This window comes from Tenacibaculum dicentrarchi (assembly GCF_964036635.1).
Taxonomy (GTDB): domain Bacteria; phylum Bacteroidota; class Bacteroidia; order Flavobacteriales; family Flavobacteriaceae; genus Polaribacter; species Polaribacter dicentrarchi.
Genome location: NZ_OZ038524.1, coordinates 420,117 through 436,796, shown reverse-complemented (window position 1 = coordinate 436,796; position 16,680 = coordinate 420,117). Strand labels below are relative to the sequence as shown.

Sequence of the window (16,680 nt, the reverse complement as noted above, 5' to 3'; positions counted from 1 at the left end):
ATTATTTTAATCTATCAAGATACATATTTACTACATTTTCTAATCCTAAATATAATGATTCAGAAATAAGCGCATGCCCAATAGAAACTTCTGCTAAATTAGGGATATTCTCTTTAAAAAACTGGATATTTTCTAAGCTCAAATCATGCCCTGCATTAATTCCTAAGCCTAATTTATGAGCTAAAATTGCCGCATCGGCATAAGGTTTTATTACCTCTTTATTTCCTAAAGCGTATTGGGTTGCAAATTCTTCGGTGTATAATTCAATTCTATCGGCACCTGTTTTTGCTGCAGCTTCAATCAGTTTTAAATCGGTATCAATAAAAATAGAGGTTCTTATTCCGTTGTTTTTAAACTCGGTAATTACTTCTTTCAAATACGATTGATTAGCAACTGTATCCCAACCTGCATTAGAAGTTAAATTATCAATAGCATCAGGCACTAAAGTTACTTGCGTTGGCTTTATTTCCAACACCATTTTCATGAATTTATCTATCGGGTTTCCTTCAATATTATATTCGGTAGTAACTATTGATTTTAAATCGTAGGCATCTTGATAACGAATATGACGCTCGTCAGGTCTTGGGTGAATGGTAATTCCTTGCGCTCCAAAATTTTCTATATCGGTAGCAACGCATAATAAATTAGGTGTATTTCCACCTCTAGAATTACGTAATGTTGCTATTTTATTTATATTTACACTTAACTTTGTCATCTCATAAAATTAAGCTACAAAGATAAATCATTAAAACTTTTTAAACTATATTCGTAGTGATGAATATCAATGACTTTATATTAGACGAAATTAAAGCACTTAGCTTAAAAAGCACTGTAAAAAGCGCTCAAAAGGTATGTGAAAATTTACCAATAACGCATATTCCTATTGTTGAAAATGGAAAATTAATTGGTTGTTTGCCTGAAAGTGACATTCAAACAATAGAGAATAAAGACGATAAATTAAGTGAGTATTCTTATCTATTAGATAATTTTCATTGTAATGAAAAAGCGACACTACTTGACTTAATTGTTTTATTTGCAGATAATGATTGTAATTTAATTCCTGTTTTAAATCAGGAAATGAATTATATCGGTTATTATGAGTTGAGTGATATTTTAGATACTTTTGCCGATAGTCCTTTTTTACACAACCAAAGTGAAACGTTAATTGTAGCTAAAAATGATTACTCAATGAGTCAAATTTCTCAAATAGTTGAAGCTAGTGGCGGTAAATTATTAGGGCTGTATATTTCTTCGGAAAATCAAGATACTATTCAGGTTACTTTAAAAGTAATTACAAATGACATCAATGAAATTATTCAAACTTTTCGTAGGTATGACTACGCCGTGCTTACACAACATGAAGATGATTTTTATTTGGAAGAATTAAAAGACAGGGCGGCATATTTAAAAAAATATTTAGATATGTAATTTACATACCTGAGCAAACAAACATTATAACCATTGAAAAAAGTAGCCATTTACGGACAAGCTTATAATATTTCAGCTGAAAAAGAAATTAAATTATTAGTAGCAACATTAGAACAAAACAATATCGTTATTTTTTTTGAAGAAGCGTTTTACTCGCTTTTAATTAAAAATAATTCTTTATCAAAAAAATATCCTACCTACGCACATTTTAACGATTTGTCAAACACTTTTGACCTATTATTTTCTATTGGCGGTGACGGTACTATATTAAGAGCGGCAACGTATATTCGTGATTTAAACATTCCTGTTTTAGGAATCAACACTGGGCGATTGGGGTTTTTAGCAACCGTTCAAAAAAACCAAATTCAAGAGGCTGTAAATTTATTATTAAATAAAAAATATAGCATACAAGAACGAACTTTACTACAAATAACCACTACCCCTAAAGTAAACGAATTTAACGAACTAGATTTTGCCTTAAATGAAGTTACTATTGCCCGTAGAAATACTACTTCAATGATTGGTGTAAAAACCTTTTTGAATAATGAATACTTAACAAATTATTGGGCAGATGGTTTAATTATAGCAACCCCAACAGGTTCTACGGGCTACTCTTTAAGTTGTAACGGCCCGGTAATATTACCCAATTCGAAAAGCTTTGTAATTACGCCAATAGCCCCGCATAATTTAAATGCTAGGCCTATGGTCATTCCTGACGATACTATTATTGAACTAGAGGTAAGTGCTCGTGAAAAGGATTTTTTAATTTCCTTAGACTCTCGCATAACAACTGTTAGCGAAGGAACTAAAATTAAAATACAAAAAGCTTCTTTTACTATAAAAAGTATTTTATTAGAACAGCAATCGCATTTAAAAACACTCAGAGGCAAGCTTTTATGGGGTGAAGATACTCGAAATGAATCTTTATAAAATAATTACAATACAATAATTTTATCAAAAAAAAGTTAACCAAATACAGATTATTAACTTTTTAAAGCAAATTCAATTTCCTATATTTGCGTGCTATTCTTACAATGAAGATAATTTACCTATTCATATTATTTGCTTTTACGGCAATAACAACACAATCACAAACTCACGAAGTAGGTTTTTTCGTTGGGGGTTCTAATTACGTAGGAGATATTGGTCGTACTAATTACATCTATCCTAATAAAATTGGCGGTGGTTTAATTTATAAACACAATCTAAACCCTCGAATTGCCTTACGAGCGACCTATTCGTATATTCCTATTGAAGGGAATGATGAAAAATCAAATAATTTATTTCGAAAAAATAGAGGCTTCAAATTCTCAAACACCTTACACGAGTTTGCTGCGGGTATCGAATTTAATTTTTTCAATTATAATATCAGCAATTATAAAACAAATTTCACCCCATATATTTTAGCAGAAATAGCAGCGTTTAACTACGTGATCCCTTCTAAAAGAATCGATGCAAATACCATTCGTTTAAAAAATAAAATTTCATATTCTTTACCTGTAGGTGTTGGTGTTAAAGGACGCTTGTTTAAAAATTTTGCAGCTGCTTTTGAAATAGGCGCTCGCTTTACATTGGTAGATGATATCGATTTAACAACAGATAAAATAAACAGTTTAAACTTTGGTGGAACTGGAAACGATGTATATATGTTTACAGGACTATCGATTGTTTATAGCTTTGGAAGACCACCCTGTTATAACGGATTGGCAGAATAACTATGGAAGAAAAATTACAACGCATTAATGTGCAAAAAGTACCGAATCATATTGCCGTTATTATGGACGGTAATGGACGATGGGCAAAAGGAAAAGGAATGCAGCGTATTTTTGGGCACAGAAATGCCTTAACCGCTATTAGAGAAACAGCTGACGCAGCAAGTGATGCTGGTGTTAAATTTATAACACTGTATGCTTTTTCTACCGAAAACTGGAACAGACCAAAACTAGAAGTTGATGCCTTAATGAGCCTATTGGTTAGTACCTTAAAAAAAGAGCTACCTGAATTTCAACGTAAAAATGTAAAAATAAATGCGATTGGAAATATTGTTAGTTTACCAAAAAATGCGCAGAAAATACTAGCCCATGTTATTGATCAAACTAAAAATAACACTAAAATTACCTTAACCTTTGCTTTAAGCTATGGTTCTAGAGAAGAAATTGTTAACACAATTAAAAAGATATCTAAAAAAGTTGTTAATAACGAGCTAGATATTGAAAATATAGACGAAAAAATTATAAATAACCATTTATATACATTTAATTTGCCCGACGTTGATTTAATGATACGTACAAGCGGTGAGCAGCGAATTAGTAATTTTTTACTTTGGCAAATAGCCTATGCTGAATTATATTTTACAGATATATTATGGCCCGACTTTAGAAGAGAACACCTTTTTAATGCTATAATAGATTATCAAAACAGAGAGAGAAGATTTGGAAAAACAAGCGAACAGATTGAGATCAATGAATAAATATTCTTATGTAGCCGTATTTTTAATCGCCTTTTTATCGGCGAGTGTACAAGCTCAAAAAACCGTAAATAACAACCGTACAACTACCACCCAAAATATTATTCCTTATATCAAAGGAAATCAATATATTCTTGGAGGAATTACCGTTACTGGTTTGCAAAAATTTAGCGAACAAACAATTCGTGTTTATACTGGTTTAGTTGATGGGCAACCTATTAAATTACCAGGTGATAAACTTACAAGCGCTATTAAAAAGCTTTACGAAAGCAAGCAATTTAGCCAAGTAGATGTGTACCTTTCTAAAAAAGATGGGGAAACCGTTTATTTAGTATTTGATGTGACAGAATTACCACAATTAACCAATATTTCTATTTCAGGTTTAAGCAAATCTAAAACAAAAGAGATAAAAAAAGAAACTGAGCTTAAAAAAGGAATGATGGTTACCGACAACTTAGTCACAACCACCAGAAATTACATTAAAAAGAAATATACCGATAAGGGATTTTTAAAAACCAAAGTATCTTTAAATACCAAAAAAGACAGCACTGACATCAATACTGTTAGTATGAATATTTTTGTTGATAAAGGACAGCGTGTCAAAATAAAAGAAATTAACTTTACAGGTAACAAAGCACTAGCAGGTAAAACCTTGCGTAGCGCTATGAAAAATACAAAACGTAAGTTTTTAGGGCGTTTCTGGAAATCATCAAAATATATTTTAGATGATTATAAAAAAGATTTAGAAAGTATTCTTGAAAAATATAGCGAAAACGGATACCGTGATGCACGTATTTTATCAGACCAACTTACTTGGAATAATGACAATACTATTAACCTTGATATTGCTATTGAAGAAGGACGTCAGTATCGTTTTGATGATATTAAGTTTATCGGTAATAAAAATTATTCTGATGATTTTTTAAATCGTTTTTTACGTATCGATAAAGGAGATATTTATAATGGAAAGGTTTTAAAAGAACGTATTTCTGGTGATGGAACACCTAATTCGCAAGATATTCAAACCTTATACCATAACAACGGATACTTATTTTCACAAATTAACGCCATAGAAACTAGCGTACAAAACGATTCTATTACTGTTGAGGTTCGTATTCGTGAAGACGAACAAGCAACCATTAAAAAAGTAACTGTAACAGGTAATGAAAAAACAAATGACCATGTTATTTACAGAGAATTACGTGTAAAGCCAGGTGATTTATTCAGCCGTGAAAACATTATTAGATCTATTCGTGAAATTGGTCAATTAGGATTCTTTGATGCCAATGTAACGCCCGATGTAAAACCTGATTATCAAAATAAAACAGCCGATATTGATTTTTCTGTCGTTGAAAAAGGTGGTAGTCAAATTGAACTACAAGGTGGTTATGGTGGAGGATCATTTATTGGTACTTTAGGTTTATCTTTTAATAATTTTTCGTTAAGAAACATATTTAATAAGCAAGCCTACAAACCACTACCAATGGGTGATGGACAAAAACTTTCATTGCGTTTACAAGCAAGTAGAACTTACAATACGTACAGTTTTTCTTTCTCAGAACCATGGTTAGGTGGTAAAAAACCGCAATCATTATCTTTTTCTGTGTATTTATCGAATCAATACCGATACGATTATAACACCAATAAAGTTGATAAAGATCAAAATTTAAGCATTTTAGGAGCTTCTATCGGTTTAGGAAAACGTTTACAATGGCCTGATGATTATTTCTCTTTATCACAAAATATTAGCTATCAGCAAATTGAACTTAAAAACTACGGATACCGTGTTGGTTCATCAACTGATGTTATTAATAAAGGTAGTTTAAATAATTTAGCTTATACAGTTGCCTTTAGCCGTAACTCTACCGGACCAAGTTTAATATTTCCTACCTACGGTTCAGAATTTACAATTAAAGCAAAAGCGACCTTACCTTATTCTTTAATTAACGGGAAAGATTATAGCGAACCTTTATACCCTACAACAGCCGAAAGACAAGATTATTTAGCCGATAAATACAAATGGCTAGAATATTATAAAATTTCTGCTAAAGGAAAATGGTACACATCATTGGCAAATAAATTGGTTTTAATGTCTAATTTTGAAATGGGGTATTTAGGTTCTTACAACGACAAATTAGGCGCTACTCCGGTAGAACGATTTTTTGTTGGAGGTGACGGAATTGCACAAGGGCAATTAGACGGTAGAGAAACTATTGGTGTTCGTGGATATGAAAACAACACGCTTTCTATTGGTCCTGATGGGCAGAATGAAGGTGGAACTATTTACAATAAATTTCAAATGGAAATCCGTTATTCTATAACAGACAAACCATCGGCATCAATTTATACCTTAGGATTTTTAGAGGCAGGTAATTCTTATCAAAATTTTAGTGAATTTAGCCCATTTAAATTAAAGCGTTCTGCAGGAGTTGGAGTTCGTATATTTATGCCAGCATTTGGTTTATTAGGTATTGATTTTGCACATGGATTTGATCCGTTGCCTGGACAAACTCAAAAATCGGGTTGGCAAACACATTTTATTATCGGAAGACAGTTCTAAAAATAGGCATTTTAAAAATGTTCACTTTTGGCACGGTTTTTTCTAAATACATTATAGCATGATGAAAAAAAACATTCTATTTATCGTTCTTTTACTTATTACTACAAGTAGTATTATTGCCCAGAAAAGCCAACGTTTAGCCTATATTGATACCGCATATATTCTTCAAAATATCCCTGCGTATTTAACAGCTCAAAATTCTTTAGATGCTAAAGTTGAACAATGGAAAACAACACTAGACAAACAAGCAAGAGCTATCGAAATACTAAAAACTGACTTAACCAACGAAAAAGTTATTTTAACAAAAGACTTGGTTTTAGAACGTGAAGAAGATATTACGTTAAAACAAGAAGCTTTACGCCGATTAGAATCGTTATACTTTGGTCCTAAAGGAGATATGTATAATTTAAGAAAGCAATTAATAAAACCAATTCAAGACCAAGTTTACAGTGCAGTACAAACAATTGCTTCTAGAAAGAAATATGATTTTGTTTTTGATAAATCAGGTGACTTAGTTATGCTTTATTCCAATAAAAAACACGATATTAGCGAGCTTGTTATTAAAATGATTAATATTGATCAAAAAAAACAAGTAAAAAGAGATAAAGTTGCTGCTAAAAAAGAATTGCTTAAAAATGAAAGTTTAAGCGATGCGCAAAAGGAAAAAATAACAAAAAAAGAAGCACAGAAAAAGAAAAAACAAGCAGATTTATTAGCGAAAATTAAGCGTATCGAAGAAAAAAGAGCCGCTAAATTAAAAAAAAGAGCACAAACAAAAGCTCTATTAAAAGAAAAGAAAGCCGCCGCTAAAAAATTACTAGAAGAAGCTAAAAAAAAGTAGTGACAAAAAAGAATATATAAATTAAGAATAGAGAACGTAAATTAAATTAAAAAACAAAGATGAAACATTTTAAAACCTTATTATTAGTTGCAATTTTTACAATTGGATTCGGTAGTATAGCTAATGCACAAAAAACTGCACATATAAATACTGATAAATTATTATCTGAAATGCCAGCTACCAAGTCTATGAAAGCTGAGCTAGAAAAGCTAAATAAAACATATCGTGATGATATTGAAGCGATGTACAAAAGACTAGAAGCTAAAATTAAAAAATACGAAGCGGAAGGAAAAAGTCAAACACAAGAAGTAAATCAAAAAAGAGCTATCGAAGTTCAACAAGATAGACAACGTATTAGCAAAGCAGAACAATCTGCTGGGCAAGAAATGCAAAAAAAATACCAAGAAAAAACACTTCCTATTTTAAAGAAAGCAGAACAAGCAATTAAAGATGTTGCTGCTGCTAAAGGAATTATTTACGTATATGATGCTGCTCCTGGTAAAGGATTAATCGTTTACGAAAAAGGTGAAGATATTTATGGTGCTGTAAAAGCAAAATTAGGTTTCTAAATAAAACTTTAAAATATTTTATAAAAATCCTGCTGAATTCAGCAGGATTTTTATTTTTGTAATATATGATAACACAACAACCTATCGGTATTTTTGACTCAGGAATTGGTGGCACATCTATCTGGAAAGAAATACATACATTGCTTGCTAACGAAAACACTATTTATTTATCCGATAGTAAAAATGCGCCTTATGGGCAAAAATCAACAGAAGAAATTTTAGCGCTATCTATTAAAAATACCGAATTTTTAATTAGCAAAGGATGCAAAATAATCGTGGTTGCTTGCAATACTGCTACCACAAATTCCATTGAATATTTAAGACGCAACTACCCTATTCCTATTATTGGAATTGAGCCTGCAATTAAAACAGCATCCATTCAAACTAAAACAGGTACTATAGGAATATTAGCTACCCAAGGAACACTCAATAGTCGTTTATTTGAAAAAACATCCGCCAGTATTAATAGTGATATTGTTATAATGGAACAGGTTGGTAATGGCTTGGTGGAACTTATTGAGAATGGTAAAATGTATTCTGCCGAAATGACCAAATTACTAAAGAAACATTTAAGTTTAATGCTTTCTTCTAAATGTGATTGCATTGTTTTAGGTTGCACACATTACCCCTATTTAATTCCTCAGATAAAAAAAATTGTAGGAAATACCGTTCGTATTATTGACTCTGGAGAAGCCGTAGCGAAACAAACAAAAAAAATATTAGTAAAAAATAATCTTATTAATAAATCAAAAAATAATACCTACAATACTTTTTACATTAATAAAAATAAAAGTGTTCTAGATATTATTTTAAAAGAATATAACAACGCAAGCATAACCTTTTTAGACTTTTAAAAACAAACAAAAGTTATATTTAAAATCTTTTTTTACAATGTGTAAAACTTCATTTTAATAATTTAACCTATAATTTGAAGGCGTTTTATGTTTTAACTCTTTAAATTTTCTATTAAAATTTGAAATATTTTTAAAACCCGCTTTTTCGGAAACTTCAATAATTGAATAATCTCTATTTTGTAATAACTTACATGCAGTTTCAATACGTAATTCATTTAAAAAAGTAAAAAATGTTTTATTAGTTCTTTGTTTAAAATACCTGCAAAAAGCATTTGAAGTCATATTTGCTACAGCTGCAATATCATCTAATTCTATTTTTTTATTAAAATTACTCAAGGTATAATCCATAATATCACGCATACGTTTTCCTTCATTATCTGTGTATTTTTTTTCATATACAAATGTTGATAACGATGTGATTTCTGATTTTAATATAAGTTTTATAATTTTTAAAAAAATAATAAACTTCATTAAATCTTTTTCTCCTTGAAGTTTTAAAAATAATTTTTTAATTTTATTTTGATTAGATTTCACCCTAAAACTATTTTTAACGGTATTAAAAAAACCTGCAATTTCTTTAAAATCATCTAATTCAAAAAAATTGTCACCAAATGATTTTTTAGTAAAAAAAAGTGAAATCATAAATGATTCTTTTATTTTTGAATTATCACTTTTAAAAACATGAGGTTGATTACCTGCAATCACTAAAATATCATTAGCCTTATACTCATTAACAGTATCTCCAACAATTAAAGTTCCTTCACCCTTAACAACATAACACATTTGAATTTCTTCATGTTGATGAAACTTATCATAAAAAAAAGGACCTTTATCCTCTTCATAAATTAAACCTAAATTCTTAGTTTTTGGTATTTTAAATGGTAAAACCTTCATAATTGCGAGTAAAATATTTTGTATAAATCTATAAAATATTCACCTAAAAAAGAACTAAAACTTCATAAAAAGATAATATAATATACTATCTTGTTAAAAATTAAGCATTAAGCTTTAAAAATCAATTATAAATTTGCCTAAAAAAACACATGAACATAAACTGGAAAGGCGTAATGCCAGCTGTTACTACTAAATTTACAAATGAAGACACGTTAGATTTAGTTAATTTTGAACTAAATATTAAAGCACAATTAAACGCAGGTGTTGTTGGAATTATTTTAGGGGGAACTTTAGGAGAAGCTAGCACGCTTACAGATGACGAAAAAAGAGTCATTGTAAGAAAAGCAGTCGAAGTTGTAGATGGTCAAGTACCTGTTATAATGAATGTTGCAGAACAAACTACTACTGCTGCAATCGACGCTGCTAGAAAAGCTAAAGAAGATGGAGCATCTGCATTAATGATGTTGCCTCCAATGCGTTATAAAGCTGATAGCAGAGAAACTGTAACTTACTTTAAAAAAGTAGCAAACAGTACCTCTTTACCAATTATGGTGTATAATAACCCTGTTGATTATGGTATCGAAGTTACTTTAGATATGTTTGAAGAGTTATTACGTGACTGCCCAAATATCGAAGCTGTAAAAGAATCGACTAGAGATTTATCAAATATTACACGTATTAAAAATCGTTTTGGTGATAGATTACAAATATTATCAGGAGTTGATACCTTAGCTTTAGAAAGTATCTTTATGGGTGCTGACGGTTGGGTTGCTGGTTTAGTATGTGCTTTCCCTGCTGAAACTGTTGCTATTTTTAACTTAGCAAACGCAGGAAGAGGTAACGAAGCTAGAGAAATTTACCGTTGGTTCTTACCTTTATTAGAATTAGACATCAACTCTAAATTAGTACAAAATATTAAACTAGCAGAAGTTGCTACAGGTATTGGTACTGAAAATGTGCGTGAGCCTCGTTTACCATTAATCGGTGAAGAAAGAGCAAACGTTTTAGCTATTATTGAAAATGGTTTAAAAACAAGACCTACATTACCTGAATATAAAGAATTAGCGGTTTTAGCTTAATTTTAAGTGAAATTTATCGTTTTAATCTTTAATTTTAAGATTATAGAATGTTAGATAATTTGCCATACAATTTAACAAATCATTGTCTTAATTTATAAGACAATGATTTGTTGTTTTAAATCTATTTTTTAACATTAAAAGAGCCTTTAAAATTAAAATACTTTAGTACCTTTAAATAGTTAATTTAACTTTGTTAACAACAACAACAAATAATTATTTATTTAAGCATAAGTAAGCTCTTAAAAATTATATTAAAACTATTTAAATGTTACTGTAAAAACTACTTACATTTAAAATAACAAAATCTATAAAATCAAATGATTACAGGAAAAAATTATATAGGAAATCAATTAAAAGCATCAGGAACAACAACGCATAAAACCGTAAATCCGAAGTTAAATATACAAAACCCAACAGATTTTTATCAAGCAACTTTAGAAGAGGTAAACGAAGCTGTTGAGTTAGCAGATAAGGCTTTTAAAGTATATCGTAAAGTTTCAGGAGAAAAAAGAGCCGAATTTTTAAATGCTATCGCAGATGAAATTTTAGCCTTAGATACTGAACTTACTGATATGTATATGTCAGAATCTGGTTTACCAGAAGGAAGAGCTCAAGGAGAAAGAGGTAGAACGGTTGGGCAGTTAAGAGCTTTTGCTGATTTCGTTGCTAAAGATCAATGGAGAAATGTAACAATTGACCAAGCTATCCCTACAAGACAGCCTTTACCAAAATCTGACCTTAGAAAAACATCAATTCCTTTAGGACCTGTTGTGGTATTTGCAGCAAGTAATTTTCCATTGGCATTTTCTACCGCAGGTGGAGATACTGCTAGTGCCTTAGCTTCAGGATGTCCTGTAATTGTAAAATCGCATGCAATGCACTCAGGAACGGGTGAATTAGTCGCATCAGCAATTATAAAAGCAGCCGAAAAAACAGGAATGCCAAACGGTGTATTTTCAAACATTACAGGTAGCGGAAGAGTTGTTGGTAGCGCCTTAGTAAAACATCCAAAGGTAAAAGCAGTTGGTTTTACAGGAAGTATTGCAGGTGGTAGAGCACTTTACAATTTAGGAGCACAAAGAGACCAACCAATTCCAGTATTTGCTGAAATGGGAAGTATCAACCCTGTAGTTGTATTACCAAATGTTATCAAAAATAAAGCAGCAGAAACGGCTAGTACATACGCTGGTTCAATTACTGTTGGAACAGGGCAGTTTTGTACAAACCCTGGTTTATTACTAACCATTGAAGGAGATCAAACAGATGCTTTTGTAAAAGATTTAGCCGAAAAAACTGTAGCAATTGCACCACAGTGTATGTTACACCCAAATATTAAAAACGGTTTTGTTTCAAATGCTGAAATTGTAACCTCTCAACCAGGTGTTCAGGTTGTTGGTCAAATTACAGAAACTGTTGAAGCAAATTTTGCTGCATCAACAATTTGTGCTGTATCAGGTACTGAATTTTTAGCAAATCCTAAAATGCACACCGAAGTTTTTGGTCCTTTTTCATTAGTTGTAAAAGCAAAAGATCAAGCAGAATTATTAAATGTTATTGACCATTTAGAAGGGCAATTAACAGGTACGGTTTTAGCGGAAAAAGAAGATTTTGACGCTTTACCTGCAGTAGCAGATGCTTTACAGGCAAAGGTTGGAAGAATTATTTTTAACGGTGTTCCAACAGGTGTTGAAGTTTGCGAATCAATGACACATGGAGGCCCTTACCCTGCTTCTTCAGATTCTAGATTTACAGCCGTAGGTTTAGGAGCTATTAAAAGATGGGTGCGTCCTTTTAGTTTTCAAGATTGGCCAACCGAATTACTACCTACTGAATTAAGAAATTAACAGGTAAACACTGTTAATTAATTACTTATAAAAAAAAATAAATTAATAAATATTAACATTTTCTTTAAATTATCTAATCACTTATATAGTACTTTTGGGCAATATAAAGAAATTGAAAACTATGCCAGCTTCGTATTTTTTATTAAAGAAATTTTGAAGGGTTTTTTCTAAGAAATAATACAAGCTGGCTATTCAATTTTACTATGAGAAAAACATTTTTTTGCGTTGATGCACACACTTGCGGAAATCCTGTAAGAGTTGTTGCTGGTGGTGGTCCAAACTTAATTGGAGCAAATATGAGCGAAAAACGTCAGCATTTTTTAAAAGAATATGACTGGATTCGTAAAGGATTAATGTTCGAACCAAGAGGACACGATATGATGAGTGGAAGTATTTTATTTCCACCTCACAATCCTGAAAACGATTTTGGAATCTTATTTATCGAAACTTCTGGATGTTTGCCAATGTGCGGACACGGAACTATCGGAACTATTACTATTGCGATTGAAGAAGGTTTAATTACGCCAAAAATTCCTGGTAAAATTAAAATGGAAGCACCCGCAGGTTTAGTAAATATCGAATACGGACAAACAGGTAAAAAAGTGGACTGGGTTCGTTTAACAAACGTAAAAAGTTATTTAGCTGCTGAGAATTTAACGATTGATTGCCCTGAATTAGGCGAAATTACCTTTGACGTTTCTTACGGAGGAAATTATTACGCCATTGTAGATCCACAGAAAAACTTTTCTGGAGTACACGATTTTACTGCTAGTAAAATCATCCAATATTCGCAGGTTGTAAGAGATCGTATCAATGAGAAATATCCTGATATGTTTATTCATCCTGAAAATGATACCATTAGAGATGTAACCCATATGTTATGGACAGGAAATCCTATTGACCCTACTTCATCAGGTAGAAATGCTGTTTTTTATGGTGATAAAGCCATCGATAGAAGCCCTTGTGGAACAGGAACATCTGCTAGGTTAGCACAGTTACACGCCAAAGGAAAACTTCAATTAAAAGAAGAATTTATCCACGAAAGTTTTATCGGAAGTAAGTTTATTGGGCGTGTAGAAGAAGAAACTTCTTTAAACGGAAAACCTGCAATTATACCTAGTATTCAAGGTTGGGCTAAGGTTTTTGGTTACAATAATATTATTATTGATGACCAAGATGATCCTTATGCACACGGTTTTCAAGTTATCTAAAAAAAAATGTTATCTTTCAATTTAAAAACAAAATTGGAAACAATAAAACATAAAATACTCAAAAATCATTGCTATACCGAGCTTGTTTATCAACGGATAAATAAAAAGCTCGGTATAGCTTTTTCTAAATTTGAAATAGAAACACTTATTCAAAAGGTATTGGAAGATACCGCTTTAGATGACTACGAAAAAATAGGTAAAAACTTCTACATTACTAACAAAAAACATAATATTACTATTACAGTTAATACTAGTACTTTTAGAATTATTACCGTTAATCAAATAATTAAAAGCGTAAGTTTAAAATAATATATTAAATGTCAAAAGAAGTAGTAATTATTGGTGGAGGAATTATAGGCTTATGTTCAGCGTATTACCTTCAAAAAGAAGGACACAAAGTTACCGTTATTGATAAATCTGATTTCTCAAGTGGTGCATCTTATGTAAATGCAGGATATATTACGCCAAGTCATATTATTTCTTTGGCAGCCCCAGGGATGATAAACAAAGGTATTAAATGGATGTTCGATTCAAAAAGTCCATTTTCTGTGAAACCTCGATTGGATTATGATTTTGTGAAATGGTCATGGCTCTTTAAAAAAGCTTCTACCAAACAAAAAGTAGAAAGCTCAATTAAACCTATCAAAGATATCAACCTTTTAAGTAGAGAATTATACGAAGATATTAAAGCTTCCAACGATTTTGATTTCTTTTATCAGCATAAAGGATTGTTAATGTGTTATCAAACCGATAAAACTGGTGAAGAAGAATGGAATACAGGAAAACGTGCCATTCAAGAAGGCTTAAATGTTGAGAATTTATCAAAAGAACAAGTACTGAAATTAGAACCAAATGCAGGTTTAAATATTAAAGGTGCCATTTATTATCACACCGATTCACACATGACTCCAAGTGAATTTATGCCACAATTAAAACGATATTTAGAAAAAAATGGCGTTACAATTTTAGCCAATGAAGAAGTGCTTGACATTAACGTAACTGGCAATAAAGTAACTTCTCTGAAAACAAACAAACAAGAATTTACTCCTGATGAAATAGTCGTGGCAACTGGCTCTTGGTCGCAAATTCTAATGAAAAAATTGAATACTACAATTCCTATTCAAGCTGGAAAAGGATACCGAATTAATGTATCTCAAGAAACAGGAATTACCATTCCTGCCATTTTAATGGAAGCAAAAGTTGCTGTAACGCCAATGAACGGTTTTACTCGTTTTGCAGGAACTATGGAAGTTGATAAAATTAATACCAATATCAATAAAGTACGTGTAAATGCCATCGCAAAAGCAAGTGAACGCTTTTATCAAAATTTAAAAATTAGCCAGAAAGAAATTGACGATGTAGCCTCTGGATTAAGACCCTGTTCGCCTGATGGATTGCCATATATCGGACGTTTATCAAAAGTGAAAAACGTAACCGTAGCAACAGGACACGCCATGATGGGATGGAGTTTAGGACCCGCAACAGGAAAATTAATATCCGAAGTAATTTCTGATAAAAAAACAAGCCTCGATTTAAGCCCGTTTCATACAGAAAGATACGCGTAAAATACGCTACACAATAAATTAACAGCACCTGAATCAATAATACTATGCGTTACGAACAAATTAATAACTCGTTATTTATAGAAAATAGAAAGCGTTTTACAGCCAAAATGCAACCCAACAGCATCGCTATTTTAACATCAAACGATGTGAAACACAACAATGCCGATGATGTAATGGGATTTACACAAAATAATGACCTTTTTTACCTTTCGGGAATTGACCAAGAAGAAACTATTTTAGTGCTGTATCCTGATGCTTATAAAAAAGAAAATCGCGCGATTTTATTCATAAAAGAAACTAGTGAACTCATCAAAATTTGGGACGGTGAAAAATTAACCCAAGAAAAAGCTACTGAAATTTCAGGGATTTCAAGAGTAATTTGGAACAAAGATTTTGAAAGCGTTTTACAAGCAATGGCTTTTGAAGCTGATAGTTTTTATTTAGGGCATAACGAACACTATAAACGTGCTACCAATAATCAAGAAACCCAACAAGATAGAATGATAAAATGGTGTAAACAAAAATATCCGTTACATCAATATTATCGTGCGGCAAAAATCACCCGTGATTTACGTCCTGTAAAATTAACAATTGAACACGAATTAACACAAAAAGCAACCGATATTAGCGTAGAATCTTTTTCTCGTATTTTAAAGGCATGTAAACCTGGCAAAAATGAATACGAATTAGAGGCAGAATTAACCTATAATTTAGTCAAATCTGGAGCTTCACATCACGCTTTTCAACCGATTGTTGCTTCAGGACAAAACGCTTGTGCTTTGCATTATAATACTAACGATTCGGTTTGTAAAGACGGTGAAATGATTTTACTTGATTTCGGCGTTTGCTATGCAAATTACAATAGCGATACTACTCGTTGTTTTCCTGTAAATGGGAAATTTTCTGAAAGACAAGCTGCTGTTTATACCTCGGTTTTACATTGTTTGAAAGAAGGTAGTAAACTTTTAAAAGCAGGAATTTTACCTGCTGATTATGAAAAAAATATGGCAAGTTTAGTCGAAGCTGAACTGATAAAATTAAACTTATTAGATGCCGATGAAGTGGCTAATCAAGACCCTGAAAAGCCTTTATATAAAAAATATTTTATGCACGGAACTGCCCATTATTTAGGGTTAGATGTGCATGATGTTGGTTTATATTCTCGTCCTTTTGAAGCGGGAATGATACTTACTTGTGAACCTGGAATTTATATCGCCGAAGAAGGAATTGGTTGTCGTTTAGAAGATGATTATCTAATTACAGAAAATGGAAATATCAATTTAACTGCCAAAATGCCTATCGAAATTAAGGATATTGAAGCATTAATGAACAGTTAAAAGCATTAAAAAAAATTAAAAAAAAATTAGA

16 protein-coding genes are annotated in these 16,680 nt (G+C 31.4%); 14 read left to right on the top strand and 2 right to left on the bottom strand.

Features of this window, described 5'->3' with window-relative positions:
* Position 1: 1 nt before the first annotated feature.
* A complete protein-coding gene (locus ABNT14_RS01940) occupies positions 2-715 on the bottom strand; it encodes a pyridoxine 5'-phosphate synthase (protein ID WP_101902600.1) in 714 nt (237 codons plus the stop codon).
* A 59-nt stretch (positions 716-774) separates the two neighbouring features.
* Between ABNT14_RS01940 and ABNT14_RS01935 the strand changes: the two genes are divergently transcribed.
* The 8 genes from ABNT14_RS01935 to murI all read left to right on the top strand — a co-directional run bounded on the left by ABNT14_RS01935 (position 775) and on the right by murI (position 8,719).
* A complete protein-coding gene (locus ABNT14_RS01935; protein ID WP_101902599.1) occupies positions 775-1,428 on the top strand; it encodes a CBS domain-containing protein in 654 nt (217 codons plus the stop codon).
* Positions 1,429-1,461: 33 nt separating this feature from the next.
* Positions 1,462-2,358 carry an NAD kinase gene (locus ABNT14_RS01930; RefSeq protein ID WP_101902598.1) on the top strand — a complete coding sequence of 299 codons (897 nt, stop codon included), beginning with the start codon at positions 1,462-1,464 and terminating at the stop codon, positions 2,356-2,358.
* Between the two features lie 104 nt (positions 2,359-2,462).
* A complete protein-coding gene (locus tag ABNT14_RS01925; protein ID WP_101902597.1) occupies positions 2,463-3,143 on the top strand; it encodes a DUF6089 family protein in 681 nt (226 codons plus the stop codon).
* A gap of 2 nt (positions 3,144-3,145) precedes the next feature.
* Positions 3,146-3,898 (top strand): isoprenyl transferase, encoded by a 753-nt coding sequence (locus ABNT14_RS01920; protein WP_058884303.1) that lies wholly within the window; start codon positions 3,146-3,148, stop codon positions 3,896-3,898.
* Entirely contained in the window at positions 3,891-6,455 is a 2,565-nt protein-coding gene (gene bamA, locus ABNT14_RS01915; protein WP_101902596.1) for an outer membrane protein assembly factor BamA, read from the top strand. Before ABNT14_RS01920 ends, bamA begins: the two co-directional genes overlap by 8 nt.
* A gap of 58 nt (positions 6,456-6,513) precedes the next feature.
* On the top strand, positions 6,514-7,296 hold the full coding sequence (locus tag ABNT14_RS01910; RefSeq protein ID WP_232114915.1) for an OmpH family outer membrane protein: 783 nt from the start codon (positions 6,514-6,516) through the stop codon (positions 7,294-7,296).
* Between the two features lie 59 nt (positions 7,297-7,355).
* Positions 7,356-7,865, top strand: coding sequence for an OmpH family outer membrane protein (locus ABNT14_RS01905; protein WP_058884300.1), 510 nt, complete (start codon positions 7,356-7,358; stop codon positions 7,863-7,865).
* A 65-nt stretch (positions 7,866-7,930) separates the two neighbouring features.
* Positions 7,931-8,719, top strand: coding sequence for a glutamate racemase (gene murI, locus ABNT14_RS01900; RefSeq protein WP_101902594.1), 789 nt, complete (start codon positions 7,931-7,933; stop codon positions 8,717-8,719).
* A 54-nt stretch (positions 8,720-8,773) separates the two neighbouring features.
* Here murI and ABNT14_RS01895 read toward each other — a convergent pair whose 3' ends face one another.
* Positions 8,774-9,613, bottom strand: a complete 840-nt coding sequence (locus ABNT14_RS01895; RefSeq protein ID WP_101902593.1) for an AraC family transcriptional regulator — start codon at positions 9,611-9,613, stop codon at positions 8,774-8,776.
* Between the two features lie 149 nt (positions 9,614-9,762).
* On the opposite strand from ABNT14_RS01895, the gene ABNT14_RS01890 reads away from it, so the two are divergent.
* The 6 genes from ABNT14_RS01890 to ABNT14_RS01865 all read left to right on the top strand — a co-directional run bounded on the left by ABNT14_RS01890 (position 9,763) and on the right by ABNT14_RS01865 (position 16,649).
* Positions 9,763-10,692 (top strand): dihydrodipicolinate synthase family protein, encoded by a 930-nt coding sequence (locus ABNT14_RS01890; RefSeq protein ID WP_101902592.1) that lies wholly within the window; start codon positions 9,763-9,765, stop codon positions 10,690-10,692.
* 317 nt (positions 10,693-11,009) lie between these two features.
* Positions 11,010-12,536, top strand: a complete 1,527-nt coding sequence (locus ABNT14_RS01885) for an aldehyde dehydrogenase (NADP(+)) (RefSeq protein ID WP_101902591.1) — start codon at positions 11,010-11,012, stop codon at positions 12,534-12,536.
* 203 nt (positions 12,537-12,739) lie between these two features.
* Positions 12,740-13,747: a 4-hydroxyproline epimerase gene (locus ABNT14_RS01880; protein ID WP_101902590.1), complete on the top strand. Its 1,008-nt coding sequence runs from the start codon at positions 12,740-12,742 to the stop codon at positions 13,745-13,747.
* Positions 13,748-13,780: 33 nt separating this feature from the next.
* On the top strand, positions 13,781-14,056 hold the full coding sequence (locus ABNT14_RS01875) for a DUF3781 domain-containing protein (RefSeq protein ID WP_200809373.1): 276 nt from the start codon (positions 13,781-13,783) through the stop codon (positions 14,054-14,056).
* A gap of 8 nt (positions 14,057-14,064) precedes the next feature.
* Positions 14,065-15,312 carry an NAD(P)/FAD-dependent oxidoreductase gene (locus ABNT14_RS01870; RefSeq protein ID WP_101902588.1) on the top strand — a complete coding sequence of 416 codons (1,248 nt, stop codon included), beginning with the start codon at positions 14,065-14,067 and terminating at the stop codon, positions 15,310-15,312.
* A gap of 44 nt (positions 15,313-15,356) precedes the next feature.
* The gene (locus ABNT14_RS01865; RefSeq protein ID WP_101902587.1) at positions 15,357-16,649 is read left to right on the top strand and encodes an aminopeptidase P N-terminal domain-containing protein; all 1,293 of its coding nucleotides are present in this window, start codon (positions 15,357-15,359) and stop codon (positions 16,647-16,649) included.
* Positions 16,650-16,680 lie beyond the last annotated feature (31 nt).

Excerpts from the sequence above, each read along its gene's own strand:
- ABNT14_RS01925 (WP_101902597.1), top strand. The coding sequence starts at position 2,463 with ATGAAGATAATTTACCTATTCATATTATTTGCTTTTACGGCAATAACA.
- ABNT14_RS01905 (WP_058884300.1), top strand. The coding sequence starts at position 7,356 with ATGAAACATTTTAAAACCTTATTATTAGTTGCAATTTTTACAATTGGA.
- ABNT14_RS01935 (WP_101902599.1), top strand. The coding sequence starts at position 775 with ATGAATATCAATGACTTTATATTAGACGAAATTAAAGCACTTAGCTTA.
- ABNT14_RS01940 (WP_101902600.1), bottom strand. The coding sequence starts at position 715 with ATGACAAAGTTAAGTGTAAATATAAATAAAATAGCAACATTACGTAAT.
- ABNT14_RS01910 (WP_232114915.1), top strand. The coding sequence starts at position 6,514 with ATGATGAAAAAAAACATTCTATTTATCGTTCTTTTACTTATTACTACA.
- ABNT14_RS01865 (WP_101902587.1), top strand. The coding sequence starts at position 15,357 with ATGCGTTACGAACAAATTAATAACTCGTTATTTATAGAAAATAGAAAG.
- ABNT14_RS01890 (WP_101902592.1), top strand. The coding sequence starts at position 9,763 with ATGAACATAAACTGGAAAGGCGTAATGCCAGCTGTTACTACTAAATTT.
- ABNT14_RS01895 (WP_101902593.1), bottom strand. The coding sequence starts at position 9,613 with ATGAAGGTTTTACCATTTAAAATACCAAAAACTAAGAATTTAGGTTTA.
- ABNT14_RS01880 (WP_101902590.1), top strand. The coding sequence starts at position 12,740 with ATGAGAAAAACATTTTTTTGCGTTGATGCACACACTTGCGGAAATCCT.
- ABNT14_RS01920 (WP_058884303.1), top strand. The coding sequence starts at position 3,146 with ATGGAAGAAAAATTACAACGCATTAATGTGCAAAAAGTACCGAATCAT.
- ABNT14_RS01885 (WP_101902591.1), top strand. The coding sequence starts at position 11,010 with ATGATTACAGGAAAAAATTATATAGGAAATCAATTAAAAGCATCAGGA.
- bamA (WP_101902596.1), top strand. The coding sequence starts at position 3,891 with ATGAATAAATATTCTTATGTAGCCGTATTTTTAATCGCCTTTTTATCG.
- murI (WP_101902594.1), top strand. The coding sequence starts at position 7,931 with ATGATAACACAACAACCTATCGGTATTTTTGACTCAGGAATTGGTGGC.
- ABNT14_RS01870 (WP_101902588.1), top strand. The coding sequence starts at position 14,065 with ATGTCAAAAGAAGTAGTAATTATTGGTGGAGGAATTATAGGCTTATGT.